Raw genomic sequence first — 26,957 nt, 5'->3', positions numbered from 1 at the left:
GCATATCCGTGTCATGTAGGAATTGCCTTGTCCTGTCGGGAAACAATTCTGGGCAATTTTTTCAATAATCGCGTTAGGATTGCGGATAGCCGCTTTTGCGTCGTTTGTGGGCGTCCCACTATCTGGACCGAAAGGCTAGGAGCGGCCATTCCGCAATCAGCCGTAAGCAGGCATAATGCTGGAGCTGGAAGACATCCGGCTAGGGCGACTCACGCTCGGCTTAGCCGGCAATCAACGGCAGGAATTGTCTTTAAGTTATTGATTTTATTCAACACTCTGGCGGAGAGGGTGGGATTCGCAGCGATGAGGTAAGCTACTGATTTATAATTATTTTTCTTGTGATACCTAATCAGATACCACGTTTAATACCATATCGAACTTTTTCTTTACGATGAGACCGCTTCCTACCAATTACCGTGAGTCTGCTTCTGGGCCGATTGTGTTAAAAAACTCCGCGAGCAATTTCTAAGAGTAATATTTGTATGTTCCAACGGCAATATGCGCAGCAAAGATTCAAGCGGACGGCTTCCGCTGATTCAATGTTGCTGAAAATTGGCGTGGCCGAGCGGCGATCCGAGTTTTTCAACACAATCGGGCCGGAACCGGACTGTCTGGTTCCGGCCAGACTGACGCAAAGGCAGACACTCGCAATCAACGGTAGCTTCCGACCAATCTAAGACGTTCGTCGTGCGACACCGAATGCCTGAGAGCGGCCGTTCGTTCAGCTTCAACATATAGCAAGAATTGGCCACTAGCAGACACGCCGCTTCTAATCGAAAGCGAACGCTCTCCATCGATGGCGTTATGGGATCGGCTCTATCAAGTTTCGCCGGCAGCCATACCCTCTTTGGCGGCTCAAGCCTCTTGCGCGCTTCAAACCTCGATCTTTGCGATCGATGAGCCGACCGGGTAGGTTTCGCCTACCTCCGCGATTGGCGTTATCGTACCGCCGAACGGGCTTTCCACCTCGAATGTCGTTTTTTCCGATTCGACGGCATAGATCGCCTGACCTACGGACACGGCTTCTCCCGCGCCAACCAGCCATTCGACGAGCGTGCCTTCCTGCATCGACACGGCCAGTTTTGGCATTTTGAGCGTCATGCTGGCCATCAGGCGAACGCGTTCAGTGCCCGTGCCGCTTGCGCGATACTGTTGGCGTTCGGGAAATGCTCGGCTTCCAGTGATTGCGTGAAAGGGACTGGCGAATAGCGAGCTCCAACCCGTTTGACCGGCGCCTTGAGTTTTTTCCATGTCTCTTGCTGAATGCGGGCAGCCAACTCTGCGCCGAACCCGCAAAATTCAACGGCTGCATGGGTGATCAATGCCCGTCCGGTTTTCTCGACGGACCGGCAGACGGTTTCCATATCCAGCGGTACGATTGACCGAAGATCGATGACCTCCGCATCGATCCCGTTTTCGGCCAGAATTTCGGCTGCAGCCAGCGCTTCGATCACCGCCCATCCGTATGAAATAATCGTCACATCCTTGCCGGGACGGGCGATGTCGGCCTGGCCCAAAGGTATCTTATAGGGTTCGACCGGAACCTCGCCAGGCGTGAAGTAACAGCGCATCGACTCCAACACGATGCACGGGTCCGGATCGTCTATACAGGATAGCAGCAACCCCTTGGCATCGGCCGCGTTGCTGGGTGCTACGATCTTGAGCCCCGGTATATGGGCGAACCATGCTTCGAGCGATTGGCTGTGCTGAGCGCCAAAGGAGCCGACATTACCAGCCGTCAGCATGCGCAGGGTGATCGGCACGCCCGTTCTGCCGCCGGACATGTAGCGGAGTTTGGCGGCGTGATTAGCGATCTGATCCATGCACACCATAGCGAAATCGACGATCATCACCTCGGCAACCGGACGCAACCCGACAAGGCTCGCGCCGATCGCTGCGCCGACAATGGCTTGTTCGGAAATCGGCGTGCCTCTGACCCTTTCATTCCCATATTTGGTCGACAGGCCGGCGGTCGCCTTCACGATGCCGCCCGCAGGGTCTTCGATATCTTCTCCGAGAAGGATGACATTCTCGTCTTGAGCCAGCGCCTGGTCCAGGGCTTCGTTGATCGCCGCTCCATAAGTGATCGAGCGTCCGGCTGCAGATGGTAGTGAATATTGTCGGTCGGTTGCGGGGCGATCGAAGGGAAGATGGTCGGGATCGTCGAAAATATCGATCATCAATTCGTCATCATCAGGCGATTTCGAGATATGCGCAAAATCCAGCGCGTCCGTCACTTCAGCGTCGGCCGCCGCCTCGATCTCGGTCAGCAGATCGTCGGTTGCTATCTCCTGTTCAAGCAACTGTGTTCGGTACAGCTGCAACGGCGTCTGCGCGCGCGCTGCCTCCAGCGCTTCCGCATTCATATGCGCTTCATCCGATCCGAAGCTGTGTCCCTGCAAACGGTGCGCTACGCATTCGAGCAAGGTCGGCCCACCGCCCTCTCGGGCCCGTGTGATGGCGCGATCGGCCGCTTGGTAGACGAGAAACGGATCGGTGCCGTCGACGCGCTCTCCCGGCATGCCATATCCGCGTGCGCGATCGGCGATACTCTCGCTCCGGGTCGAGCGTTCGAAACTCGTATATTCGGCATAGAGATTGTTCTGACATATGAAGACCACGGGCAGTTGCCAAAGCGCGGCGAGGTTGAGCGCCTCGTGAACGGCGCCGATATTGGCAGCCCCATCTCCAAAACTGCATGTCACAATCCGCCCGGTTCCCTTGAGCTGCTCGCCAAGCGCGATCCCGCTTGCGATCGGCGCACCCGCTCCGACGATCCCGGTCGTGACCATCAGCCCCGAATGCGGATCGGAGAGATGCATGGGGCCGCCTTTTCCCTTTGACGTGCCGGTCTCCTTGCCGAACATCTCGGCGAGGATGTCCCGGATCGGCGTTCCTTTCGCGACAATATCGTGAATGCAGCGATAGGTGATGACCGCCAAATCGTCATTCTGAAGCGATGGAGCGATGGCAGCCGGGATGGCTTCCTGACCGCCGCAAGGATAATATTGGAACTGCAGATTGCCAGCGGCCAGTTCCTGCTGGATCCGCTGATCGGTCGCTTGGATCCGGTACATCGTTCGAAAAATGTCGATTGCCGTATCGGCAGAGATTTCGGGTTCATTGGCTATGTGATTCACAACGGAGCCTCGCGAAATTGGTCTCGGGGAATGGAAATGCCGGTTGGTCTTGACGCTCAGAGCTGGGCGACGATCTCGACCTCAAGCAGAAGGTCCGGATGGGCCAGCCGCTTAACCTCGACCCAGGTCGAGGCGGGAAACTTGTCGTCGGGGAAAAAATCGCGACGAACTTCCGTGTTCTTTAACGCTAGATCGAGATCGGTCGCAAAGACCGTCTCTTTGACGATCGCATCCATGCCCCGATCGAAGCGCTTGAGCAGTTCGCCCAATGCGCCGTATATCTGGCGCATCTGGCCGACCATGTCGCCGACGTGGAGCGGATTCAGGTTTTCATCCCAGCTTACCGCCCCGGAAACCCAGAGGGTCTCGCCAACCTTGACCGCCTGCGAAAATCCCAATTGTCTCTCTGCATCGTCTGAGACATGAACGCGTTCCAAATGCATGTGCCACCCTCCAAATGAAACATTCCTATTATAATTCTATAAATAGAATCGCAATAAGAATATTTCATTTATGATTTTGGGCTTTCGTGACTGCCCCCGCCTCTGGTAAGGGGCAACCGACAGGAGATAATCGTGACCGGGCTTCGTGAGCGTTCCAAGCAGAAGCGCCGCCAGACCATATTATCGGCGGCGGAAGCGCTAATTCGGAAAAATGGATATAGCCAGACGACGATCGACGAGATCGCCGGAGCGGCCGATGTGAGCGTCGGTACCCTCTATTCCTATTTTGGCTCAAAGGGTGGGGTTTTAAGCGCCCTGATGCTGCCAATTGTCGATCATATGGAAGAGAAAGCCGCACGTATCATTGCGAGCCCGCCAAAAAGGGGAGTGGATGCCGTTGCCGCCATTTTCGAGGCGTATCGCTTTAGCGATGACTGGAAATCGCTCAACATCCTGGCTGCCTTCGATGCCTATTCGACGGATCGTGCCGACTCAGCCCTGGACGATATCAAAACCGCGTTTGAGCGCGTAAAGAAACGTCAATTGCGAGAGCTTCTTGAAAAGCTCGCAGAACAGGGTGTTTTCCCGGATTCACTGGATTTCGATGATGTCGTGGCGCTCTTGTACATGCTCCTGATTTCGCATTTCGAGGACTATTTGGCCGCCCGAGGCGAGATGCATTACGAGGAGATGATCGTGAACATGCAGCGCAGATTGCGTGTGATGTTCGAATGCTGGGAAACTCAAGATACGGAGTAACCGCGTCCGAACACCGGCCAGTCTTTCGATCAACGTGCAAAAATATAATATTTGACATAATTATATAAAAATATAATCTAGCCACAGATATTCTGATTCGTCGGCGCTCGATCGACGATCTAAAATGGGGTGGCGATGATGGGTTATGGACGAGCAAGAAAACGGCTTCTCCTGCATGCAGCGATGCTGGGGCCGCTGGCCGCTTTTGCCCAGCCGCTCCAGGCGCAAGCAGAAGCCGATGGTACACAAGCCCAAAGCGGATTTGGCGCGATTGTCGTTACCGCGCGCAGGCGCGAGGAAACGCTTCAGGAAACGCCGATTTCGATAACGACATTCGATGCGGACGCACTGGTCGACCGCGGCATTTCCAACCTCTCAGGTATCGGCGATTTCACGCCGAACCTCGTTTTCGACCAAGGCACTGGCAACACAGGCGGCAGCACGTCGTCGCAGATCTACATCCGCGGCATTGGCCAGGCCGATTTCCTGTTCACGACCGAGCCCGGCGTCGGCATCTATGTCGATGGCGTGTATCTGCCGCGCTCGATCGGCTCGATCATGGATCTGGTCGATCTCGAACGGGTAGAGGTTCTTCGCGGACCCCAAGGAACGCTCTTCGGAAAGAACAGTGTCGGCGGTGCGGTGAATATCGTCACGCGGCGTCCGCAACCGGAGTTTGGCGGTCGGGTTTCCGCAACATATGGATCTTTCGATCGTGTGGACATTGGTGGTTCGGTGAACCTTCCGCTTGTCACGGACACTCTGCTCGCGAGCGTCGCCTTTTCATCGCGGGATCGGGATGGCTACGTCCGGCGTGTCAATGACGGGACGAGACTGGGCGGCATCAATTCAACAGGATTGCGCGGACAGCTGCTTTGGAAGCCCTCTCCCAATTTCGATATTCTTGTCGCCGCCGATTATACGCGAAAGCGCGAGGACAGCATCGCCAATACGCTGATCGATGTCGATCAGTCCGGCAGCCTCATCGGGCTCTATAACGGGCTTGTCGCGCCGGCACTGGGGACGATTTACGATGACCGGTTCATCTCAAGCGATCCGTTCGTCAGCTTCGGTACGGGGTTCAATCAGAGCGATCTGGACCTGTGGGGCATTTCCTCCACGGCTACCCTCGAGCTCGGCGCTGTCACGATCAAGTCGATAACCGCCTATCGGGAGCAGGATGCGGTATTTGGGGCAGACTCTGACCATTCACCGATCCGATATTTCGAGCAGTCGGTTCTCGACGAACAGGAACAGTTCTCGCAAGAATTGCAGATATCGGGCACGGCCATCGACGATCGGCTCGATTGGATCGTCGGCGCGATGTATTTCCATGAAAGCGGTTTCGATCAATATCGAGTCGTCTTCGCACCGGGGCTTTTCGACGCGCTGGAAGCACTGCCGCCGGGGATCATCCCAGGTCTTGGTGGCGCGGGGAATCCGATCCACCCGGCGCTTGATTTCGACGGGCTGCTCACATCCCGGATCAACAATGACAGCTATTCGGCTTATGGCCATTTCAGCTTCGACATCACTGACCGGCTCAGCGTTTCCGGCGGCTTGCGATACACATCGGACGAGAAAGATTTCGATTCCCGCTTCGATCGCCTTTCGGCCGGCGTGACGACGCACGACGTGGAAACCGGAGATAGCTGGAACGCATGGACACCCAGAATCGGCGTCGAATATGATTGGTCGGACGATCTGATGACCTATGCGTCGGTGGCGCGCGGGTTCAAATCGGGTGGCTTCAACGGTCGGCCAACCACCGAATTTGTCGCGCGAACGCCCTTCGCCCCGGAATTCGTCTGGACCTATGAGCTGGGTTTCAACTCGATGTTCGCCGACCGCCGCGTCATTCTCAACGGCGCTGCGTTTTACAGCGACTATTCCAACTTGCAGCTGTTGAGCATCACCTCGGATCCGCAAGGTGGGATCGTCGCCCTGGTAGAAAACGCCGGCAAAGCACGGATCATGGGCTTTGAGTTGGAGTTGACGGCAATGCCTGTTCCGGGTCTGCGCTTCGATGCCGGCCTCGGCTATCTCGACGCGGAGTACCGGCAGCTGGACGCCAGCGTCAATACGATCACCTTGAGCGATGATCTCGTCAAAACGCCGGAGTGGAGCCTTTCGCTCGGTGCCGAATATACAGCGGACCTCTCAGACGATTGGCAACTCACAATACGTGGCGACTACGCCTACCGATCCACCGTCCAGCACGTCGCCGACAACAATCCGCTGCTCGAACAATCGGGCTATGGTGTTTTCAATGCCCGCCTTGCCTTTGGGCCGTCGGACGAAAGTTGGGAGCTGGCCGTTTTCGGGACCAACATCGGCGACGAACTCTACATTACCAATGGCCTGAGCCAGGCCGACACGCTCGGTACCACCGATGTCAGCTATGGCCGCCCCCGCGAATGGGGCGTGAGTGTAAGCGCGAGGTTTTGAGCATCGGGATGCGAGAGCAGGTTTTCCTCCACGCAACCCATATCATAGATGCACCGGTCGATCGCGTGTGGGCGATTTTGGGAGACTTCGCGCACTCCGAATTGGGTAAGGGCTTCGTGCGTGAACTTGTTGGCGATGGCAATGAGGTCGGCGCCGTCCGGACCCTGCATATCGCCGAGGAATTTGGCGGCGGCACCATCGTCGAGCGACAAGCCGCGCGAGACGAGAGCGGCTGTTACTATGCTTATGAAATCCTCGATTATGGACCGATGCCCTTCGACGACTATTATGGGTCCGCGCACGCGATACCGACCGGGCCTCGTTCGACATCGGTGATCTGGACGAACCGCTACACCGCACCGGCTGGCGATGCCGAAGAATTCAGACAGCGATCGCTCGCTATTCTCAATGTGTTAGAAGGCAATATGCGGCGCCTCGTAAAAGACGAGCCGGCAGATAACCCGTCTTCAGAAGCCAGAAAGGACTGCCCGTGACGCAATCAACATCATCCCCGGCCGTGCGCAGTGAGATTGAGTTGCCAAACGGCAATCCGGACACGCGGCTGGGCACCTTGCTGCCGGCGGAAGGCGAGAACGGGGTCTTTGCGGAATCCTGGTACCCGGTCTGCCTGTCTTCGGAAGTGCAAGCCGGTCAGATCAGGGGCGAAACATTCCTCGACGGCAAGATCATCATTTTCCGCGGCGAGGATGGCGTTGCTCGCGCGATGAGCGCCTATTGCCCTCATGTCGGCGCCGATCTCAGCGTTGGCGCCGTGGTGGGCAATAACGTCCAATGTGCCTTCCACCTTTGGGAATATGACGGCTCGGGAACATGCGTGAAGACTTTTATCGGCGATCCTGCGCCGAAAAAGGCGCGGCTGTTCAAATTTCCGACCCAGGAATGTTACGGAATCATATGGGTGTTCAACGGCGAAAAGCCGCATTGGAACATACCCGAATTCGAAGTGCCGGACGACAAGATCACGTTCCGGTCATACCGGTTCCCGGACTATTTCAACTGCGATCCCTGGGTCTTTGCGGCGAACACGCCGGACATGCAGCATTTCAAGGCGGTCCATGGTGCGCAATTTGCGATCGACGACCCGCATGCGAACGTTGATTGGGACGACTGGGGTTTTCGCTACAAGATCATCGCCGCGCATCAAAAGGGTATTCCGATTGAATGGACACTCGGTATTCGCGGAACATCGCTCTTTTGGCAGGAAGGCCCCTATGGCGATTTCTGGATCGGTGGACTGGTCGGCTTTGGATTGCCGGTCGTTGGCAAACATGAGGTATTTGCGGTTCTCGCATTGGAAAATGTCGAGGACGAAAGTCTCGTGGAGGAGCGTTTCGAAACAGCCGAAGCGCTGATGCACCGCACGGTCGGCGAAGACAGCGACATATTGAACACCATACATTATCGGCCCGGAACCCTGACCAAAGGCGATACGACGCTTAGCCGGTATCTGAAATTCCTGCGCGCCTATCCGCGTAGTCACGCATCCGGACCGTTCATCAAATAGGAGGTTGCAAGGCCAATGGTTCAGGCAATTATCGCCAAGCGCATTGAGGCGCCGGCCAGCAAGGTCTGGGCGCTGGTCAACTGGAAAGGCTGCGAAGCCTTGATGCCGATACCGGGCCAGATGGAAAATGTTCGTTTCGAAGGAGACGGTGTCGGCGCGCGGCGGATATTCGAAGTCAACAAGGAGCGGCTCGGCGGCGGTTTCATCGCCGAGGAGCTTGTTTCGATCGATACGGACAGGATGTTCTACGAATATTGCATGCCGGACAACGGTCCACTGCCATGGACCGACTATAAGGGCGAGATCAGGGTGACGCCCTGTGGCCCCGATGCCTGCGCGATAAAATTCACCGTGGACATAACACCGGTCGACATTTCGGACGAAGAGTGCCGCAATATCTTCATCACCCATTGCCTGATGGATGTCGCGCGCATTCGGGAATATCTGGCCGAACCGGCGAGCTGACACGTGACCGCGATGTCCAAGCCGGCGATACGGCCGACAATCCGGAGGGCAGCGCGTGAACAGCCTTTCGACTGATCCTGTCAGATCCACGCCTTTATGGACGACCACTGCGTCCGTGCAGTTTGCCGCTGATCCCCTTGCCGGGGATATCGACGCCGATGTTGTTGTTATCGGAGGCGGATATACCGGTTTATCCGCGGCATATCATTTGGCCAAAGCAGGGAAGTCGGTGGCCCTCCTCGAGCGGGGCTGCATCGCAGCTGGCGCGTCGGGGCGCAACGCGGCGGGCTGGATACCCGGCTGGCCAGGACCCGGCCCTGACGATGTAGAGCGCGTGCTCGGCAAGGAAAAAGGTCGGCGGCTCAATCAGATGATTGCGGACGCTTCCAGAGAATTTCCGCTGTTCGTCGAAGAGCACCGGCTGGATCCCGAGTTCCGGAAATCGGGTGTCGCAATGTGCGCGCCGTCCGCTGCGCTGGCCAAACGGCTTCACATGATCGCCGATCAATGGCGGCGCTTCGGCATTTCGATCGACGAGGTTTCGCCGGAAAACGTCTCTGCGCTGACCGGAACGTCTGCCTTTTCCGACGCGGCGATCTATCGCAACGCCGGCACACTCAACCCTGTCAATTATTGCCGCGGGATGGCCTCACTTGCCGTCGGAGCCGGTGCCGGAGTTTACGAAAGATCGGCCGTTACCGAGATTGCTCGGGAAAACGGTTTTTGGCGCGTGAGATCGCGCGAGGGCTCGGTGAAAGCGCGCTACGCGATCGCCGCGACGGGCGCTTATAGCGACGATCCCTTCGTCAAGCTGACCGCCAGCCAGTACAAGATACCGCTCATGGTCTTCGCATCCAAACCGGCGCCGGAGATTGCGAACATGCTGATGACGGGCGCATTGCCAATCGCCAGCAATCATCCGCTCCGGCTTTTCTGGCTCATGCAGGATGGCGCAGGCCGGCTCGTCGGATCGATGCTTTATCCATCAAATAGCAACCAATCCTTTACCGAACTTGCGAGCCGGTTCGAGAGGCATCTCAAGGCCTATTATCCCGACATGCCTTTGCCGGAATGGGACCATGCCTGGAGCGGCTATCTGGACGTTGTGCCGGGTCGCGTCGTCCAGATTCTGGAATTGGCACCGGGGTTACTCGCGCCGCTCGGATATTCCGGAAGCGGATCGATTGCGGCGTTCGGTTTGGGGAAAGAGCTCGCCAAAGCGATCGGCCACGACGATCTTGAAAGCTGTGCGGTTCCGATAACGCGTCCACCGCGCATCTGCGCACGGCGGATGATTCCCTGGATCACACGGAAAATCATCGCTCCCGTTTTTGGTTGAGTATCGCGATGTACTCAACATACTGGCCATTTTTGGGGTGCAAGTGGCTGATCGGATTGTCGGCAATGGGCGCAAAGCATGCATATGCTGAGCTGGCAGATAGCCCGATTGGTCGGTCGTGCTCAGTTCATTCGGCAGCCCGTGACTGATCCGGATCAGCAATCTGATTTATCCGCTGGTGAATCGCCGCGAAGCATTGAGCATATAAAACCTAAGATATTGATTTTATTAAATAATTTTTGGCGGAGAGGGTGGAATTCACAATAACGAGTCAAGTTACTGAAATATAATAACTTTACCCGATAAATTCAATCGAATGCCATATCTGATACCATGTCGAACTTTTTCTTCATTACGAGACTGCTTTGAGGCTACTGCAATCTGCCCGCTATTGGCCGAAAGCGGGTATCTCATCGTAGCTGATCCAGCGCGGCTAAAACCGCTTGCATAAGATCAGAACATCGCCAGTTGAGTGCAGATTGGGGGCTCGCTTCTGTTGCACAGTTAGAATATCGATCAGTGCATGACTCGGCGCTATCGCGGAAATTTTGCAGGGGGAAGGCGATCGAGTTTTCGTTGGATACCTTTCGCGGTGGCTTTGCTGATTTCGGCTTGTTCGGGTGGTGGCGGTGAAGAGACTGAACCGCCGGCTCGCCCGGTAAAGCTGATCGAGGTTTCGACGAGCGACGATATTCGTACGCAGAACCTGCCGGCTGTTATAGAGGCGGCGCGCTCGTCCGATCTTACGTTCGAGATTAGTGGTACGCTGCAGCAATTGCTCGTGCGCGAGGGCGACAATGTTCGCCAAGGGCAGGTAATCGCGCGGCTCGATCCACGCACCTATCAAAACGATCTCGCCACGGCGCGGGCCGAGTTCAACAATGCCGAGGCCGAGTATCAGCGCGCGGCCCGGCTCGTGGCCGAGGATGCGATTGCGCAAAACGTATATGAACAGCGCCGCACCGCTCGCGAAGTCGCACGCGCACAGCTCGATACGGCACGTGTCCGGATGGGCGATACGGCGCTGCGTGCGCCCTTCTCCGGCGTCATCGCCCGGACCTATGTCGAGCGGTTCGAGAATATCGGCGCGCAACAGGAAATCGTGACGCTGCAAACGCAGGGCAGAGCGCATGCCGTGGTACAAGTTCCGGCTACTCTGGTCGCAAATTCGGGTCAGATTCAGCCGCTCGAAAGCGTGCTGACGCTGGACGCGGCTCCTGAGGTCAGCATTCCGGTTTCGATCTATTCGACATCGACCCAGGCCGACCCGTCGACCCAGACGTTCGAGGTAAGGTTCAATTTCCAGCCGCCATCGGGCGTCCTGATCCTGCCCGGCATGACCGGGACGATCCGGACGCGCCTGTCGCTGGAAACGGCCGATATCGACGATGAGGGCATATCCGTGCCGCTGGCGGCCATCCTTTCGGACGGCGACGATCGCTATGTCTGGATGGTCGACGAGGAGAATATGACCGTATCGCGGCGGAACGTTACAACGCGGTCTGCCAATGGCGAGGTGCTGACGATCACCAATGGCCTTAGCGAAGGCGATACGATCGTCGGTGCCGGTGCCTCCTATCTGCATGAGGGTATGCGGATCAGGCCCTACGAAGAATAGGGCACAGATATGGGGCCGGCAGAATTTTCCATAAAGAACCGCCTGATCAGCTTCATCGTGATTATCGGCGTGCTGGTCGGCGGCTGGATAGCCTATGGCAATATGCCGCGCTTCGAGGACCCCGAGTTTACGATCCGCGAAGCCGTCGTCATCACCCAATATCCGGGGGCGACGCCCGAAGAGGTTGCGAATGAAGTCACCGAGCCGCTCGAAAGCGCCATCCAGCAGATGGCGGAAGTCGAAGAGGTCCGCTCGGTTTCGTCCGACGGGCTTTCGCGGATTACCGTCGAGGTCAAATATGGCGACTCAACCACGCGTGACGCTCTCCAGCTCGTATGGACCAAGCTCAGAAATCGTGTGCGCGATGCGCAGGGCTCGCTACCGCCTGGAGCCCAGGAATCCATCGTCAACGACGATTTCGGCGATGTCTACGGCATCTACTATCTGATCACTGGGGACGGCTATACGCCGCGCGAGCTCTATGAATATGCGCGCGACCTGCGCACCGATCTGCTGGCTGTCGACGGCGTTGCGAAGGTTGCGATCCAGGGCCAACAGCAGGAAGCCATCTATGTCGAGATATCGCGCGAGCGCGCCTCCGCGCTCGGCGTATCGGTCGACCAAGTCTATAACGATCTCGCGCAGCAAAACTCTGTTATCTCGGCCGGCGATGTGCGGATCGGCGACCGGCGTGTCCTGATCCAGCCGACCGGAGAGGTCGGCTCGGTCGCCGCTATCGAGAATATCGTCGTTTCCACGCCCGAAGCCGACACCGTAATCTTCCTGCGCGATGTGGCGACGGTCCGCCGCGACTATGTCGATCCGCCAACCTTCCTCAATCGCTATAATGGCGAGCCGGCCATCGGGATCGGCATATCCAATGTGTCGGGCGCCAATGTCGTCGCCATGGGCGAAGCCATCGACGCGGCGCTGGCCGAGGCCGAAAGCCGGCGTCCGCTCGGCATTGAAGTCCATGAATATTATCATCAGGGCAAGGTGACGGATGCCGCCGTTCAGGCCTTCGCGATCAATGTCGTAATGGCACTCGCGATCGTGCTGATCACGCTCTATTTCTTCATGGGTTTGCGCTCGGCCCTCATTATCGGCGGAGTTCTGGTGCTCACCATCTCGGCGACGCTCGCCACCATGTATCTCTCCGGAATCCCGATGCACCGGATTTCGCTGGGCGCACTGATCATCGCGCTCGGCATGCTTGTCGATAACGCTATCGTTGTGACCGAAGGGATTCTCGTCGCCATCCAGCAGGGAAGGAAGAAACTCGATATCGCCAAAGAGGTCGTCGCGCGGAGCAAATGGCCGCTGCTGGGCGGCACGCTGGTCGGGATTATCGCCTTCGGGCCGATCGGCTTCGCGCCCGGCTCCACGGCCGAATTTACCGGTCATCTCTTCTGGGTGGTTCTGATATCGCTGCTGTTCAGCTGGGTCTTCGCGATCACCGCCGTACCATTGCTCGCCGATATGCTGTTCAAGGAGGTGGATGCAGACGCGATCGAGGAGCAGACCGAGCATCGCTTCATGACGCGCTACAAGGATTTCCTGCGCGACGTACTGGGGCGGCCCTGGCTTGCGGTGGGCGCGGCTGTCGGACTGTTCCTGCTTTCGGTTGCCGGCTTCGGCTTCGTGAAATCCGGCTTTTTCCCGGCCTCGACGACGCCCCAACTTGTCGTCGATGTCTGGCTGCCGCAGGGAACCGATTTCGAGCGCACTTTCGAAGATGTGACGCAGCTGGAAGAAGAGGTCAGCGCGATGGAGGGCGTCGAGGGCGTGAATACGCTTATTGGCCAGGGCGCGCTGCGTTACATGCTCGTCTATCCGCCTGAAAGCACGAACTCGTCTTACGGCCAGCTGCTCTTGCAGGTCGATTATGACCGGATCGGAGAGCTGGTGCCGGCGATCCAAAACCATATCAACGATAATTATCCTGACGCGCAGGCCAAGGTCTGGCAATTCCAGCTGGGCCCGGGTGGCGGCTCCAAGATCGAAGCGGAGTTTTCCGGTCCCGATCCCGCCGTGTTGCGCCAGCTGTCATCGGAAGCCGAAGAGATTTTCGCCACTGACGGCGGATTGACCGCCATCAAGAACGACTGGCGGCAACGCATCAGCGTGATCGAGCCGATCTATTCGGAAGCACGAAGCCGGCGGCTGGGGATATCCCGCGAGGATCTGGCCAATGCCCTGCGCACCAATTTCTCGGGCCGCAATGTCGGCGTGTATCGCGAGGGTGACACGCTGATCCCCATCGTCGCCCGTGCGCCAATTGGCGAACGGCGGGACGTGCAAAGTATCGCGAGCGTCCAGATACCGAGCCAGGTGACCGGGGGAACGGTGCCGCTGATCGAAACGGTGAGTGGGTTCGAAACAGTCTGGCGCGATGCGATATTGCGCCGCATCGACCGGGTCTGGACGATCCGGGCGCAGGCTGACCCCTTGCCCGGCGAACTGGCATCGGTGGCGCTGGAAAGAGTGCGTCCGGCCGTTGAGAATATCACCCTGCCGCCGGGCTATACGCTTACATGGCAAGGCGAATATGGCAGCAGCACAGAGGCCAACGAAAATCTCGCCAGTACATTACCGATCGGCTTTCTCGCCATGGTGCTGGTTGTCGTGCTGCTCTTCAACGCCCTACGCCAGCCGCTCATCATCTGGCTGGTCGTCCCACTGGCGATTATCGGCGTCGTGATCGGCTTGCTGCTCACCAATTCGGCGATGGAGTTCATGGCCATTCTCGGCGTGCTGTCGCTCTCGGGCCTACTCATCAAGAACGCCATCGTTCTGGTAGACCAAATGGACTTGGAAATCGGCGAGGGCAAACCGCGTTTCGACGCCGTGATCGATTCAGCGGCGAGCCGCGTGCGTCCTGTCGCTATGGGCGCGATCACCACGGTGCTCGGCGTCATGCCGCTCTTCGGAGACGCCTTCTTCCGCTCCATGGCCGTCGTGCTGGTGTTCGGTCTCAGCTTCGCCACTATCCTCACTCTCGTCATCGTGCCCGTTCTGTATCTGCTGTTCTTCCGGATCGGCACGGACGAGACAGCGGCGGGAGACGCGACATGATACGCCGGACGACACGCGCGACGCTTCTGCCGGCCGGACTGGTCCTCGGCCTGGCGATTTCGGGTTGCGCGAGCTTCAGCAATACGAGCGGCGAGACGAGCAGGTTGGCCGATACCAGCCTCCCGCCCGTCCCCCAGCGATGGGCGATGGCGCGGGAAAGCGTGGGCACCGTCCATATCGGCTGGATCGATGCGTTCGACGATCCGGTTCTTTCGGCGCTGGTCGTCGAAGCGCAGGCGAACAATCGCAGCCTGCGCGCCACAGCGGCCGCCGTCGACCGCGCCTATGCGCTGCTCCGCCAGTCCCGATCGCAGCTCTATCCTTCGCTTGACGGCACGGCGAGCGCCGCGCGCAGCGGCCCGCTTGAAGGTGGGCCGACAAACACGGCACTGACACTCGGCGCGCAGGCGAGTTGGGAAGTCGATGTCTGGGGCCGGGTGCGCTCCGATGTCGAGGCCGCCCGGCAAAGCGCCCGCGCACTGGAAGCCGATTATCGTTTTGCGCAACACTCCCTCGCCGCCGCCGTGGCGCGGGCCTATTTCATCACCCTGGAGGCCGGGCTGCAGGTCGGCGTTGCCCAAGACATTGTCGATGCTTTGACCGAAATAGACCGGATCGTCCGGGTCCGGTTCGCCAATGGCTATGCCAATGCGCAGGATGCCGCACTGGCGCGCACCGATCTGGAAACCGCCCGCGATTCGCTGCTTAGCGCACAACTTGGCGAGCGCGATGCGATCCGCGCATTCGAAGTGCTGCTTGGTCGTTACCCGGCGACCGAACTCGAATTTGCCGCCACGCTGCCGCGCGAGCCGGCGCCGCCCGAACCCGGCATTCCTTCGCAGTTGCTCGAACGCCGACCGGATATCATCGCCGCCGAACGCCGCATCGCATCGGCCATAGCCGGTGTCGATCAGGCGCAAGCCGCGCGGCTGCCCCAGATCAGCCTGACCGGCTCGCTCGGCGGCGCATCGAACGAGCTGTCCGATCTACTCGATCCGGTGAATGTCGTCTGGCGGCTCGCGTCCAACCTGCTGGCGCCGATTTTCGATGGCGGGCGGCGACAGGCGCAGGTCGATATCGCAACGGCCGCGCAGGAAGAGGCGATCGCCAACTATGCGGACCTAGCTCTCAACGCATTTTCCGAAGTCGAAGGTCTGCTCGATGCCGGCCAAGTCCTCCGCCAGCGCCGCGCGGCGCTCATCGCCTCCGACCGGGCGTCGGACCGCGCGCTCTATATCGCGCAGCTGCGGTTCGATGAGGGCGAGAATGAGTTGATCGACGTGCTGAACATCCAGCAGCGCGTTTTCGGCACGCGCAGCAGCCTCGTCGCGATCCAGCGCGCCGTACTGACCCAATATATCGATCTCAGCCTCGCCCTGGGCGGCGATTGGCGAACCGCCGATGCCATTGCCGAGCGCGAATAGTGCTGGCGGCGAGACCTTGCGCATGACGCACTATGATCGCCTCTTCCGTTCCGCCGAAATCGAAGCAGAGGCGCTGATCGGCATCGCCCGTATGCTGGTAGCCGCCATATTGGGACTCGCAGCGGCTTTCCTGATCCAGCGCGACGGATTGCCCGACGATCCGCGTGTGTTGCGCGAAGTCTATCTCTCGATATCCGTGCTGGTCGCATATTTCGGCCTCGGTCTTTTGTCGCTCGCCATCGTCAAGCTCGGTCTCTACCGAACGTGGCTGGCCTGGCTGCTCGCCGGGGCGGAGGTCGTGCTGATCGCGCTCAACATATATTTCGACCTTGTGATGACAGGGGCAAGTTCGCTGGCCGCACTCGCCTCGCCCGCAGGATATCTGCTGGCCGTGTTCCTCGTCCTGCAAACATTGCGTTACCGGCTCGTTTTCCAGATTTCAATGTCCGCCATCCTTATAGCCGCAGTTGTCGCGCTGCTGCTTTTCGATCCGGGGTCGCGAACCGTGCCCGACCCCAAAACGATGCGATATCTGGCGGCCAACTATGCCGGTATTCCGAATTTCATCCGGGTGATCATGTTGCTGCTGGTCGTGGGTATAGCCGCCCTCTCCGTGTGGCGCGGCCGCAGGCTGTTGGCCGACATTGCCGAAGAGGCGGAAATCCGCGCCAACCAGAAACGCTTCCTGCCCGACGAACTATCGAATCATATGACCGATACGGACATCGAGCAGATGCGGGCCGGGCGGCTTGCCGAGCTTGTCATCATGTTCGTCGACATTCGCGGCTTCACGGCGCTCTCGGAGACGATGACACCGCGAGAGCTCAGCGCCTTCCTCAGCGAATATCGCGCGCGTGTGAACAAGGTCGCCGCAGCCCATGGCGGCGTAGTCGACAAGTTTATCGGCGATGGCGCGCTCATCGTGTTCGGCCTGAATACCGATCTTGCTTCAGCATCAATCGAAGCCATTAGGTCAGGTCGCGAAGCATTGGCGGAGCTTGAGGCCTGGAACAGCCTGCGGGAGGCCCGCCAGCTCGAACCCGTGCGCGTGGTTGTTGCGATCCACGCCGGCGGAGTCATGGTTGGCGCCATCGGCGACGATAACCGGCTGGAGTTCAGCGTAATCGGCCCGCCGGTCAACGAAGCCTCGCGGATTGAATCTATCGCCAAAGAGCATGACGCCGCGATTGTCGTTTCCAAGACGGCACTTGATAGCGCAATCAACCAGATCGATGCCGCCGAATGGCGTTCGCTCGGCGAAATTACGCTACGAGGCAGTTCGTCGCCGACTTCGCTTTTCGCATTGAGATAGGACGAACGGAACGTCGATAATGGGTTGCAAAGCAAACATAATACTGGGGCTGACGGACATGCGGCTAGTGCGGATCACTCGCAACTTGGCCGGTGATCAACCGCAAAGATTCCCATTAACATACTTATTTTACTTAATAATCTGGCGGAGAGGGTGGGATTCGTAACTAGCAATCAAGCTACTGAAGTAAAATGATTTTTCTTCCTCTAATCGACTAGATACCATGTTTAATACCATGTCGAACTTTTTCTTCACAATGAGAGCGCCCAGGCCTTTTCCTGACGGTCCGCTATTTGGCCGAAAGCGGACATTCAGTGGCGATCTTAAGAATGACCGCTTCCGACCCAATAGCGGATGTTTCGAAGGCTACGCAGGATCCTCGAAAGCGGTCATTCTACTTTCGCTGCTGTAAGAAGCACTAGATCCCAGACGATCACACCGTCAGCCCTTTGCCGTTCGCTTTCGAGCTCTTTCACGAGTGTTTTCGCCGCGAATTCACCCTGTTCATTGAGTGCGAATGGAGTTTGCGCCTGAACAGACACATAATGGCTGAATAGGACATTATGCTTGGAAAAGATCCAAAGCGCGGCCGTCTATTATCGTTCGATTGCTCGCCTGCAATATCATGCAGCACGCTGTTTCATAAATCGTATCGCGCAATTCGGACGTATCGATCCTTTATAAGCAAAAGATACGATCGGAATAGAAATAGCAATTGCCGCCTCGTTCGTCCCGGCCCATTGCTTCGATTGCACAGTTCCTCATGTTCTCAATCATTTCGAATGCGCTCATTCACAATTTTTTGCGAATGAAGCCAAACTTACCCAGCGATGCAGATAAAGGCATATTTCTAGGAGAAACTGGCACGTCACACCATTCCCTTCGCTGCTAAGGCATATACGACTCTGAAGTTTCACACGAAACGCATTTTTGGGTTGATTGCCTTAAATGAGCTGGACTGGAGGACGCAAATGTCGTCGATCGCAAGACAGGAACTGGACCTGACCTCGCAACACGCAGTGTACGAAGCGATCGATCCGCAGGGCGCGCTCAAGGCGGCAGCGGCGGGCAAAGTACTCTTCATTACGGGTGCGTCGCGTGGGATCGGACGCGCGACTGCTGCTGCTTTTGCAGCTGCCGGTGCGAAGGCGATCTATGCGACGGCTCGATCCGATCAAGGTCTGAATGAAACGCGCGAGGCGGTTGAGGAAGCCAACCCGAACACTGAGTTCGCGTATTTGAGCATTGACGTGACCGATCCGATGCAGGTTTCCGATGCGGTCAACGAGTGCGTCGAGAAGTTCGGAGGCATTGACGTCGCTGATGCCAATGCTGGTGCTTTGGGTCCATGGAAGAAGCTCGCGATTTCTGATCCCGAAAGCTGGTGGACCACATTCGAAGTGAATGTCAGGGGCGCTTATCACGTCGCTCGCCACTGCCTGCCTTACCTGATAGAATCAGCCGCTAGGTCCAGTGGTGAAGGGTCGCGAGGCGGACACCTTCTCCTGGTATCGTCGGTTGGCGCGCAGTTGCTGGTGGACGGCGCATCAGATTATCAGACCTCAAAACATGCAATCAATCGGCTCTGTGAGTTCGTTCAAAGTGACCACGGTGCGGAGGGTGTTAAGTGCTTCGCTATGCACCCGGGCGGCGTAGCCACTGAAATCGGCAAGAGTATGCCTGATTACATGCATGAATATCTGACTGACCCACCCGAACTCGCAGCGGCTTTCGCGGTCTGGCTTTCTTCTGGTCAGGCTGACTGGGCTGCCGGTCGATATCTGAGTGCCAACTGGGATGTCGAAGAATTGCTGTCGATGAAAGACGTGATCCTGAAGGATGACCTTCTCGTAAATCGCCTTCGCGCTCGTCTGTAACTCAATTCAGCACCTATCTTTCAAAGAGGAGGCCCAAGTGACGGCTTTTTCATTTCCACATGGTCCGTGAAGGACAAAGACAAGTTCGACGATTATGTCGCAAAGGCCGAAGCTAGTCTCATCCCGCACGGCGGGGAGCGCCTGCTTTGGGGCAAGATGGAGAGCGTGCTCGCTGGCGAGATCGACTACGACGAGTGCGTTGTTGTCCAGTTCCCGGACATGCAATCGCTGAATGCCTGGCACGAGTCGCAAGCATATCAGAGCATCATACCCATACGACGCGATGCGGTTAACGTGACCGTAGTCGCATATTCTACGAAGTAGTAGCCAAATCTCCTGCGAATTTGCGCGCTCAAATCCCTCCAAGATGACGTGAGGGCGAAGGCACACATGGCGAGGATTTGGCACGAATCTCGAATTTGTAGGCAAGCGCCTATTTCTGAGCCGCGCTACTTAGCGCCTCGCAAACGCAAGCTGTTTGATTTTTCCGAGGAGTAAACATGACGAATTCGAACCAAAATCTCGCAAGCACAGCCCAAGACGGCGGTCCAGAGAATCCGGACCGCCGGAGCCTTCTAGCTGCCGCCGCAGTGGGCGCGGCCGCAGCAGCTGGTCCTGCAGTTCTTGGTGCTACCAGCGCTTCCGCTCAATCATCGGACAGCGCTGGCGACCGGCGCGAACTGTCGGGGAAAGTGGCCTTTATCACAGGTGGCGCTCGCGGCATTGGCCTTGCATCAGCCGAGGAGCTGGCCAAGGCCGGAGCGGATATCGTCCTCTTCGATATCGCAACACCCAATGTGCCCCATGTTCAATACCCGCTGTCGTCCGAAGCGGACCTGCAGTCTGCCAAGACGAGCGTGGAAGCGCTTGGCGCTCGATGCCTCGGCATCAAAGGAGACGTTCGCGATCGGGCAGCTTTGGACAGCGCGATGCAGCAGGCCGTCGATAACTTCGGGAGTTTGGATATCGTGGTCGTCAATGCTGGTGTCTCTCAGGCCGGAGCGATCCGCGATTTCTCCGCTGACGAGGTAAGCACGGTCTACGAGATCAACGTCGCTGGTGCGATCAAGACCACTCAGGCTGCCGCTCGCATCATGGTGCCTCAAAACTCGGGCCGCATGATCTTCATTTCATCCGCGCTCGGTCGAATGGGTAATGAACTCTTTCCTGTTTACGCTTCGACCAAATGGGCGATGATCGGCTTCGCGAAGTCCGCTGCCGTAACGTATGGCAAATCCAACATCCTCTGCAATGTGGTCGCCCCGGGCCTTGTCGACACCCCCCTTGCAAACAATTCCGTGATCCTTGGCAAGATGATGCCCGATGCAGCCAATCCGAGTTTTGATGCGATGGTGGAAGGTGCCGTGGCTGGAAGCACGCTGAATGTCGCGCATCTCGAGCCCATCGATGTTGCCAAGGCCGTTCTGTTCTTTGCCGGTGACAGCACTTCGAAAGTTGCTGGTGAGGTCTTCGATGTCAGCTACGGGTCGCTTTCTCGGACGATCGCGTAGCTTGGCAGGCCGCCGGAAGGGCACTAGCTCGCAGCAGCTCTTGCCTCTTTCGGCGGCATTCCAAAATTCTTCGCATAGTCACGGCTGAAATGATTGACGCTCTTGTATCCAACCTCAAGAGCTGCGTGCGTGACTGATGCGCGCTCGATAGAGAGCAAGCTGTGAGCCTCTTGAAGCCGTAAGAGCTTCAGATATCTGTTCGGCGTCGTACCGGTGACTTCACGGAATCGCTGGTGGAACGCCGTTTCACTCATGCCGGCTTCGGCGGCGACGTCTCTGACCTGGCATGGCTTTTTGTAATTGTCTCTGATGAAGGCGATAGCCCGCGCAATTCTGTTAGCCGGACTTTTCGGCGAACCCAAAGCTCGAAGCATTCCGCCATGCGACGCCTGAAGCACTCGAAGGTGAACTTCTTTTAATGCGGCTTGACCCAGCAACTGGGACTCCAGCGAATTTTCTAAAACACCAAGCAATCGATCAATCGCTTCAAGAAGCGCTAATTCAGCCTTTTCCGAAGAGACGGACTGCACATCCTCAAGTCCACCAGTAATTTCCTCGATCTCCGCAACCAGGCTGCGAATGATCGACATATTTAGCCTCACGATGAGGGCCGTGTAAGGGCAGGACTCGCTCGCTTCGGTGATCTGAGCCTGGACGGGAACATGATGGCTTATGAGCACCGTGTCGCCTGCAGATAGGGCGAGTTTTCCTCCGTCAATGATAGTCTGTTTGGCGCCTTGAACAATAAGACAAAGCGCAGGCTCATACATTGTGTTGCGCAGTTCTGATGTTTGGCGCTCGCGAAAGCAGAACACGTCTTCCGAAAGCTCAAAGAAGTCACCGTCTTCCGCTCGATCACGAAAGATTTGATCGACCCGGCTTTTGATACCTTCGAGCATTAGACTCCATTAGTTGATCCGCGAGTGGAAAACAATTGTAGCGCTTGGTGCTGATCCCATTGGATACTCGCCGCTGAGCAGCCAGTGAAGGACGACCACGGCCATTTCCGCACTTTGATGCTCCTACGAACTTCACCGATCGCACATAACGCCAACGTGCTGACTCAAAAACCTTCTCGAAAGCGAACCCATCGTGGAGCGGTTATCAGCTTTTTAGGATCGGCTCGCGATACCAGACCGTCCGCTCCCCACCCAACTGCGAACGTTGAGCCTGAAAAACGTGAATGTCCGCTTTAGGCGCAAAGCGGACATAATGCTGGAGCTGGCAGACATCCGATTAGCGCGGATCGCTCGCAATTTGGCCGGCAATCAACCGCAAAAAAACTCCTTTAAGATATTGATCTTATTTGATAATTTTGGCGGCGAGGGTGGGATTCGAAATAGACAAACAGGCTGTTGAAATAAAACGATTATTCCGGTCGAAATTCATCGAATGCCATGTTTGATACCATGCCAAACTTTTTCTTCACGATGAGACCGCTTCCGACAAATCTGCGACGTTCAAAGCGATTCAGTAGCTTCCCCAAAAGCGGCCTTTCGTTCAGGCTCATCGTTTGGCGAGAATTAGCCGATAACTGAAGGCAACTGTTACCCATCGCCTTTCATTCCCAGAGTGGCTGCAGTATAATGATTTTCAGTCCAAATCGGATGTTTGGCTGCACGGCATTTTCGACCTAACCAACGCCGGACTGATAGATTTTCAGGAAGATTTTAACACCCCTGCTTACCCGAGCTTCGACTTGAGCCGAATTGGGCGGAGACTTCCAGCCGAACCGTTCTTCGATCTCATCGAATCCTCTCCAGAGACCGATCAGGTCTCCGGCAGCCTGGTCGATATCGGCAATCGCCAATTGAGTCCGGGCAGCGTTGCTCGATAATATCGCTTTGAGTTCATCATGCATTGGTTTCGGGCCAGCCAGGAAGAAATGTCTGGTGAGCTCCGGCGATCGCACGCATTCCGTGGCAATCATATTGTCGAATTTGATCGAATCTTCCCGCGTTAGGTAGCCGAGCAATGTCATGCCAAAATGTTCCAGCGCTTCTGCCAGATCGTGCTCCTCTGCAGTCTCTCGGTAAGTCCGGATCTGATCGAGCATGGCGTCGGCTTCGCGGCGGACGACGGCCTCATAGACCGCGTTCTTGTTGCCGAACCACTTGTAGACGGTGACTTTCGAGACCTCCGCGCTTTCAGCGATGCCCTCGATCGACGTGTCCGAGAACCCCTTGGTGATCAAGAGCCGTTTTGCGGTGTCGAGTATCGCCTCATATTTTTCCCGACTTGGTGGTCGGCCGACTCGTGGTGGCGATATTCTGGTCATCTTGTCACGGCGCTTCGATCCGCCCTTCGCGGATTTCGCGGCCCTGCAACGGCAGCTCGAACAACTGGCCGTCAAAGGCCAGACTGACATTGTCCGGCATGTTTCTGAGAAACACGCGCTGGAGCGGCAAGGCGTCGGGCGGCGGCGCGAGGTGATACATGATCACGCGCGTCGCGTTGGTCTCGCGCGCCAGCTCTGCGAAATCTTCAGCTGCTGTATGGTAGTCGCCAGCCTTGGTCATGACGAACTGCATCCGCGCATCGTTTGAGCGTTCGGCGGCGGTTGCCATGATGTGCGAAAGCCGCCGCGATTGAGCTTCGTGAAACAGTATGTCCGCGTCGCGCGCCAGGCGTTCGGTCAGGTCGGCGCGCCGGGTATCGCCCGATATCACAACCCTTCGGTCGCCATATTCGATGACATAACCGAATGCGGGTTCGACCGGAGCATGATCAACCGGGAATGCGAGTATCCGCAAGTTGCCATTTTCGTATACGGGAACGGCGCGCCCAGGAATCGATTCGATCGGATTCGCAATCATCGTCGCCGCGGCGTGGGGGAAATATCGTTCCTCGCCATAGTCGTTGCGATAGCCATAATCGAGCGCGAGCGCCTCGTTATAGCCTGCCACGACCCGCTCGACACCGGACGGGCCATGAACGCGGATGGCCGTTCGCCGGCCCCATATCCAGGATTGTACATTCACCTCGTCAAGATCGGCGATGTGATCGGAATGGAAGTGCGTGAAAAAGACATGCGCCACGCGATCCGTCTGAAGCTGCCAATTCTCAATATTCCGCCATGAGCCGGCACCTGTGTCGAACAACAGAATCTCGCCATTTGCAATCACCCCGATACAGGTTTTTGCGCGGTCGGGCGTGGCAAAGGGCGAGGACGAGCCGCAAACGAAAACCCGTAACGTATCATCATCGGAAAAAAGCGTCCGATGTTGCGGTTCAAGCCGTGCCTGGGCGAAATCGATGAACACCCCGTCCAGCCGGTCGTCGGCGGTCCATACCAGCACCCCGATCACTCCAGCCGCAACCAGAAACACGACAAATACCGCGAGCACAATCCGCCGCGGCCAGGGCGGCCGTTTGGTCGTGGTCTCGCTCATACTGTCTCCCTGCCGGCCCGTATGCGATCGATCGAAAATCAAGCTAGAGGGACGACAAACGCACAAGCCAGCACAATATCCATACGGCTTGGGTATCGATTGCACGGCTTATGGCATCGCCCGATCGGCCAAAGTCCGACCTTAAAGTTCGGGGTTGCTCGTAAACACCTTCACCGACGAGAATTTTTCGCCCCGGAATGCCCAGATATTGACGTTGTACATGACATGATCCGAGCCGCCTGCCGCTTGACTCCATGCTTCGAACGATGCCGTCATCATGCCGGCCTGCTCGTCGCAGCAATAGTCGAGCACCCGTCTGGTTAGCCCGGGATTGTTGCTGAAGACCATTTCGTACATCGAGCGGATCTGGTGATGCCCGGTGAATGTCCGGCCGCTCGGATAGAGCGTGAATGTCGCATCGGCGCAGAATAGCGACATCACATCGTCAATACGGTCCGGGGCAATCACGGCGAAATATTCATCGAGTGCGAGGGCGCGCATCCGTTCGCGCGTGACGGCTGTCATCAGGCCACGACTCCGCGCGGCGGATAATCGCGGGCAAGGAGCGCGTCGATCCCTTCCAGCATGTCCGCACAATGCACCCGATTGAACGGGTTGGTGCCGTAGACGGCCGAATAGATTTCGCCTGTCCCGGGCCGCACCATGATGACGGCCGGTTCGCTAAACCGCATGGGTTCGCGCTCATTTATGGAATCGGTCAGATACAGCCCCCAGGCTCTGGCCTGCGCCTCGGTCAGACCGAAACCAAGATCGAGATCGCCGACGCCCCAGCGTTCGGCGGTGGTCCTGGCCTTGCTTTCGTCATCCATTGAAATCGCAATGCAGCGCGTGCCGCGTTCCGCAAAGCGCGGCAGCTTGTTTCTGAGATCCAAAATATGAAGCTGGCAGCGCGGGCAATGCATTCCGCGATAAAAATCGATGAGAATGAAACTGTCTGCCACTTGTTCGGACAGGGTCCAGCTTCCGTCCGAGGCGAGTGCGACCGTGAGATCGGGCGCGGTCGTGCCGGGCAGTAACGTGCTGTGCATCATGATATATTCTCCATCGGCTCGCAAAGTGGCGCGCCGGTTTTGGCGGCAATTTCCTCACGCGAAACCTGCGGCGCCGTTTCGACGAGGACGAAACCCCGATCCGTCACGTCGAACACGCCGAGATCGGTGATGATGCGGTTCACACACGCCTTGCCCGTCAGCGGCAGGGAGCATCGTTCGAGCAGTTTCGGCGCGCCCGATTTACTGACATGATCAGTGATGATGACGACACGCCGCACGCCGGAAACCAGATCCATCGCGCCGCCCATGCCCTTCACCATCTTGCCCGGGATCATCCAGTTGGCGAGATCGCCATTCCGCGCGACCTCCATCGCGCCTAGGATTGCGATGTCGATATGGCCGCCACGGATCATGCCGAAACCGTCGGCGGACGAGAAATAGGCGCTTTCGGGACGTTCGGTAATCGTCTGCTTACCGGCATTGATGAGGTCCGGATCCTCGTCGCCCGGCAGCGGGAACGGACCCATCGCCAGCATGCCGTTCTCCGATTGCAGGATCACCTTCATGCCATCGGGAATGTGATTGGCGACGAGCGTCGGAATGCCGATCCCAAGATTGACATAATAGCCCTCGCGAAGCTCGGCGGCGGCGCGGCGCGCCATATCGTCCCGCATCCATGCCACTATGCGACCTCCGCCGGCCGATTGGTTACGAACTCGATACGTTTGGGGGCGATCGATCGAACGATGCGCTGGACGAAGATGCCGGGCGTATGGACATGATCGGGATCGATCGTTCCAACGGGAACGATCGTCTCCACTTCCGCCACCGTGATCCGGCCGGACGTCGCCATCATCGGATTGAAGTTCCGCGCGGTCTTGCGATAGACGAGATTGCCCTCTTCATCGGCCATTTCGGCACGGACCAGGGCCAGGTCGGCGCGAATGCCGCGTTCTTGCACATAGGTTTCGCCGTCGAAATCGGCATGGGGCTTTCCCTCGGCGATCAACGTGCCGACGCCGGTGCGCGTATAAAAAGCCGGAATGCCCGCCCCGCCGGCCCGAAGCCGCTCGGACATGGTTCCCTGAGGGCTGAACTCCAGCTCGATATCGCCATTAAGATAGGCGGTTTCGAAGGTCTTGTTGTTGCCGACATAGGAGGAGATCATCTTTGCGATCCGTCGGTCTTCGATAAGTTTCGCCAAGCCGATCCCGTCAACACCGGCGTTGTTTGACACAACGGTGAGACCCGAAACCCCGGTTGCCGCCAATGCGTCGATCAGGCTTTCCGGCATCCCGCAAAGACCAAAACCGCCACAGGCAACAAGCATATCGTCGGTGCAGATTCCGTCGAGGGATGCTGCGGGACTGGAACAGATTTTGCTGTTCATAACGGGCGCTCCGCCATCGGACCGCGAAATTTCCGGCGCGACAGATCCATCAGAAAGGCGGCCGTAGAGTAGGAGGAGACCGAATAGGGTACGAGATAGGTGAGGACGACCTTCCACCATGGCGGCCATTCGCCGATCGCCATGCCATCGCCATGGTTGAGTAGAACGAGCAGCGTGCCGACGATCAAGCCGACCTTGATCGCGCGCGCTACTGTAACCCGCATCG

Annotated in this window: 24 protein-coding genes; 13 read left to right on the top strand and 11 right to left on the bottom strand. The window is 57.5% G+C overall.

What is annotated here, in order from left to right; translation table 11 throughout:
* Positions 1-873 precede the first annotated feature (873 nt).
* Genes HFP57_RS16345 through HFP57_RS16335 form a run of 3 tightly spaced genes read right to left on the bottom strand, consistent with a single transcriptional unit; the run spans position 874 to position 3,583 of the window.
* On the bottom strand, positions 874-1,110 hold the full coding sequence (locus tag HFP57_RS16345; RefSeq protein ID WP_176870780.1) for a biotin/lipoyl-containing protein: 237 nt from the start codon (positions 1,108-1,110) through the stop codon (positions 874-876).
* Entirely contained in the window at positions 1,110-3,140 is a 2,031-nt protein-coding gene (locus tag HFP57_RS18110; RefSeq protein ID WP_246263206.1) for an alpha-ketoacid dehydrogenase subunit alpha/beta, read from the bottom strand. The genes HFP57_RS16345 and HFP57_RS18110 overlap by 1 nt, the downstream gene beginning before the upstream one ends.
* Before the next feature lie 56 nt (positions 3,141-3,196).
* On the bottom strand, positions 3,197-3,583 hold the full coding sequence (locus HFP57_RS16335; RefSeq protein WP_176870779.1) for a RidA family protein: 387 nt from the start codon (positions 3,581-3,583) through the stop codon (positions 3,197-3,199).
* A gap of 132 nt (positions 3,584-3,715) precedes the next feature.
* Here HFP57_RS16335 and HFP57_RS16330 point away from each other — a divergent pair, with 132 nt between their 5' ends.
* From HFP57_RS16330 to HFP57_RS16270, 13 genes are all read left to right on the top strand, one after another.
* Positions 3,716-4,342 (top strand): TetR/AcrR family transcriptional regulator, encoded by a 627-nt coding sequence (locus HFP57_RS16330; protein WP_176870778.1) that lies wholly within the window; start codon positions 3,716-3,718, stop codon positions 4,340-4,342.
* A gap of 183 nt (positions 4,343-4,525) precedes the next feature.
* Positions 4,526-6,790: a TonB-dependent receptor gene (locus HFP57_RS16325; protein ID WP_176870777.1), complete on the top strand. Its 2,265-nt coding sequence runs from the start codon at positions 4,526-4,528 to the stop codon at positions 6,788-6,790.
* Complete coding sequence (locus HFP57_RS16320; protein WP_176870776.1) at positions 6,787-7,284, top strand: SRPBCC family protein; 498 nt, start codon at positions 6,787-6,789, stop codon at positions 7,282-7,284. Before HFP57_RS16325 ends, HFP57_RS16320 begins: the two co-directional genes overlap by 4 nt.
* A gap of 23 nt (positions 7,285-7,307) precedes the next feature.
* On the top strand, positions 7,308-8,315 hold the full coding sequence (locus HFP57_RS16315) for an aromatic ring-hydroxylating oxygenase subunit alpha (protein ID WP_176870775.1): 1,008 nt from the start codon (positions 7,308-7,310) through the stop codon (positions 8,313-8,315).
* 15 nt (positions 8,316-8,330) lie between these two features.
* Positions 8,331-8,780, top strand: a complete 450-nt coding sequence (locus HFP57_RS16310) for an SRPBCC family protein (protein ID WP_176870774.1) — start codon at positions 8,331-8,333, stop codon at positions 8,778-8,780.
* A 55-nt stretch (positions 8,781-8,835) separates the two neighbouring features.
* Entirely contained in the window at positions 8,836-10,119 is a 1,284-nt protein-coding gene (locus HFP57_RS16305; protein WP_176870773.1) for an NAD(P)/FAD-dependent oxidoreductase, read from the top strand.
* A 592-nt stretch (positions 10,120-10,711) separates the two neighbouring features.
* Positions 10,712-11,737, top strand: a complete 1,026-nt coding sequence (locus tag HFP57_RS16300) for an efflux RND transporter periplasmic adaptor subunit (RefSeq protein ID WP_176870772.1) — start codon at positions 10,712-10,714, stop codon at positions 11,735-11,737.
* 9 nt (positions 11,738-11,746) lie between these two features.
* Positions 11,747-14,812: an efflux RND transporter permease subunit gene (locus HFP57_RS16295; RefSeq protein ID WP_176870771.1), complete on the top strand. Its 3,066-nt coding sequence runs from the start codon at positions 11,747-11,749 to the stop codon at positions 14,810-14,812.
* Positions 14,809-16,236 carry an efflux transporter outer membrane subunit gene (locus HFP57_RS16290; protein WP_176870770.1) on the top strand — a complete coding sequence of 476 codons (1,428 nt, stop codon included), beginning with the start codon at positions 14,809-14,811 and terminating at the stop codon, positions 16,234-16,236. The genes HFP57_RS16295 and HFP57_RS16290 overlap by 4 nt, the downstream gene beginning before the upstream one ends.
* Before the next feature lie 22 nt (positions 16,237-16,258).
* Positions 16,259-17,548 carry an adenylate/guanylate cyclase domain-containing protein gene (locus HFP57_RS16285; protein ID WP_176870769.1) on the top strand — a complete coding sequence of 430 codons (1,290 nt, stop codon included), beginning with the start codon at positions 16,259-16,261 and terminating at the stop codon, positions 17,546-17,548.
* Between the two features lie 971 nt (positions 17,549-18,519).
* Positions 18,520-19,425, top strand: a complete 906-nt coding sequence (locus HFP57_RS16280; RefSeq protein ID WP_176870768.1) for an SDR family NAD(P)-dependent oxidoreductase — start codon at positions 18,520-18,522, stop codon at positions 19,423-19,425.
* 15 nt (positions 19,426-19,440) lie between these two features.
* Positions 19,441-19,749, top strand: coding sequence for a DUF1330 domain-containing protein (locus tag HFP57_RS16275; protein ID WP_343045269.1), 309 nt, complete (start codon positions 19,441-19,443; stop codon positions 19,747-19,749).
* 176 nt (positions 19,750-19,925) lie between these two features.
* Positions 19,926-20,936, top strand: a complete 1,011-nt coding sequence (locus HFP57_RS16270) for an SDR family NAD(P)-dependent oxidoreductase (RefSeq protein WP_176870766.1) — start codon at positions 19,926-19,928, stop codon at positions 20,934-20,936.
* Positions 20,937-20,959: 23 nt separating this feature from the next.
* On the opposite strand, the gene HFP57_RS16265 is transcribed toward HFP57_RS16270, so the two are convergent.
* From HFP57_RS16265 to nrtS, 8 genes are all read right to left on the bottom strand, one after another.
* Positions 20,960-21,835 (bottom strand): AraC family transcriptional regulator, encoded by an 876-nt coding sequence (locus HFP57_RS16265; protein WP_176870765.1) that lies wholly within the window; start codon positions 21,833-21,835, stop codon positions 20,960-20,962.
* Positions 21,836-22,569: 734 nt separating this feature from the next.
* Positions 22,570-23,214: a TetR/AcrR family transcriptional regulator gene (locus HFP57_RS16260; RefSeq protein ID WP_176870764.1), complete on the bottom strand. Its 645-nt coding sequence runs from the start codon at positions 23,212-23,214 to the stop codon at positions 22,570-22,572.
* 4 nt (positions 23,215-23,218) lie between these two features.
* A complete protein-coding gene (locus HFP57_RS16255; RefSeq protein WP_176870763.1) occupies positions 23,219-24,328 on the bottom strand; it encodes an MBL fold metallo-hydrolase in 1,110 nt (369 codons plus the stop codon).
* Between the two features lie 141 nt (positions 24,329-24,469).
* Positions 24,470-24,853, bottom strand: a complete 384-nt coding sequence (locus tag HFP57_RS16250) for a nuclear transport factor 2 family protein (protein ID WP_176870762.1) — start codon at positions 24,851-24,853, stop codon at positions 24,470-24,472.
* Positions 24,853-25,380, bottom strand: a complete 528-nt coding sequence (locus tag HFP57_RS16245) for a redoxin domain-containing protein (protein WP_176870761.1) — start codon at positions 25,378-25,380, stop codon at positions 24,853-24,855. The genes HFP57_RS16250 and HFP57_RS16245 overlap by 1 nt, the downstream gene beginning before the upstream one ends.
* Positions 25,377-26,024 (bottom strand): CoA transferase subunit B, encoded by a 648-nt coding sequence (locus tag HFP57_RS16240; RefSeq protein ID WP_176870760.1) that lies wholly within the window; start codon positions 26,022-26,024, stop codon positions 25,377-25,379. The genes HFP57_RS16245 and HFP57_RS16240 overlap by 4 nt, the downstream gene beginning before the upstream one ends.
* Positions 26,024-26,731, bottom strand: a complete 708-nt coding sequence (locus tag HFP57_RS16235) for a CoA transferase subunit A (RefSeq protein ID WP_176870759.1) — start codon at positions 26,729-26,731, stop codon at positions 26,024-26,026. The genes HFP57_RS16240 and HFP57_RS16235 overlap by 1 nt, the downstream gene beginning before the upstream one ends.
* Entirely contained in the window at positions 26,728-26,955 is a 228-nt protein-coding gene (gene nrtS, locus HFP57_RS16230) for a nitrate/nitrite transporter NrtS (protein ID WP_176870758.1), read from the bottom strand. Before nrtS ends, HFP57_RS16235 begins: the two co-directional genes overlap by 4 nt.
* Positions 26,956-26,957: the final 2 nt, after the last annotated feature.

It is taken from the genome of Parasphingopyxis algicola (assembly GCF_013378075.1).
GTDB lineage: Bacteria > Pseudomonadota > Alphaproteobacteria > Sphingomonadales > Sphingomonadaceae > Parasphingopyxis > Parasphingopyxis algicola.
The sequence above is the reverse complement of the archived record's forward strand: the minus strand, read 5'-3'. Positions and strand labels throughout refer to the sequence as shown.

What these genes read in the sequence shown, in the direction of transcription:
- HFP57_RS16260 (WP_176870764.1), bottom strand. Translation starts at nt 23,214, where the DNA reads ATGACCAGAATATCGCCACCACGAGTCGGCCGACCACCAAGTCGGGAA.
- HFP57_RS16255 (WP_176870763.1), bottom strand. Translation starts at nt 24,328, where the DNA reads ATGAGCGAGACCACGACCAAACGGCCGCCCTGGCCGCGGCGGATTGTG.
- HFP57_RS16295 (WP_176870771.1), top strand. Translation starts at nt 11,747, where the DNA reads ATGGGGCCGGCAGAATTTTCCATAAAGAACCGCCTGATCAGCTTCATC.
- HFP57_RS16245 (WP_176870761.1), bottom strand. Translation starts at nt 25,380, where the DNA reads ATGATGCACAGCACGTTACTGCCCGGCACGACCGCGCCCGATCTCACG.
- HFP57_RS16280 (WP_176870768.1), top strand. Translation starts at nt 18,520, where the DNA reads ATGTCGTCGATCGCAAGACAGGAACTGGACCTGACCTCGCAACACGCA.
- HFP57_RS16310 (WP_176870774.1), top strand. Translation starts at nt 8,331, where the DNA reads ATGGTTCAGGCAATTATCGCCAAGCGCATTGAGGCGCCGGCCAGCAAG.
- HFP57_RS16265 (WP_176870765.1), bottom strand. Translation starts at nt 21,835, where the DNA reads ATGCTCGAAGGTATCAAAAGCCGGGTCGATCAAATCTTTCGTGATCGA.
- HFP57_RS16250 (WP_176870762.1), bottom strand. Translation starts at nt 24,853, where the DNA reads ATGACAGCCGTCACGCGCGAACGGATGCGCGCCCTCGCACTCGATGAA.
- HFP57_RS16325 (WP_176870777.1), top strand. Translation starts at nt 4,526, where the DNA reads ATGCTGGGGCCGCTGGCCGCTTTTGCCCAGCCGCTCCAGGCGCAAGCA.
- HFP57_RS16235 (WP_176870759.1), bottom strand. Translation starts at nt 26,731, where the DNA reads ATGAACAGCAAAATCTGTTCCAGTCCCGCAGCATCCCTCGACGGAATC.
- HFP57_RS16285 (WP_176870769.1), top strand. Translation starts at nt 16,259, where the DNA reads ATGACGCACTATGATCGCCTCTTCCGTTCCGCCGAAATCGAAGCAGAG.
- nrtS (WP_176870758.1), bottom strand. Translation starts at nt 26,955, where the DNA reads ATGCGGGTTACAGTAGCGCGCGCGATCAAGGTCGGCTTGATCGTCGGC.
- HFP57_RS16290 (WP_176870770.1), top strand. Translation starts at nt 14,809, where the DNA reads ATGATACGCCGGACGACACGCGCGACGCTTCTGCCGGCCGGACTGGTC.
- HFP57_RS16345 (WP_176870780.1), bottom strand. Translation starts at nt 1,110, where the DNA reads ATGGCCAGCATGACGCTCAAAATGCCAAAACTGGCCGTGTCGATGCAG.
- HFP57_RS16270 (WP_176870766.1), top strand. Translation starts at nt 19,926, where the DNA reads ATGACGAATTCGAACCAAAATCTCGCAAGCACAGCCCAAGACGGCGGT.
- HFP57_RS16335 (WP_176870779.1), bottom strand. Translation starts at nt 3,583, where the DNA reads ATGCATTTGGAACGCGTTCATGTCTCAGACGATGCAGAGAGACAATTG.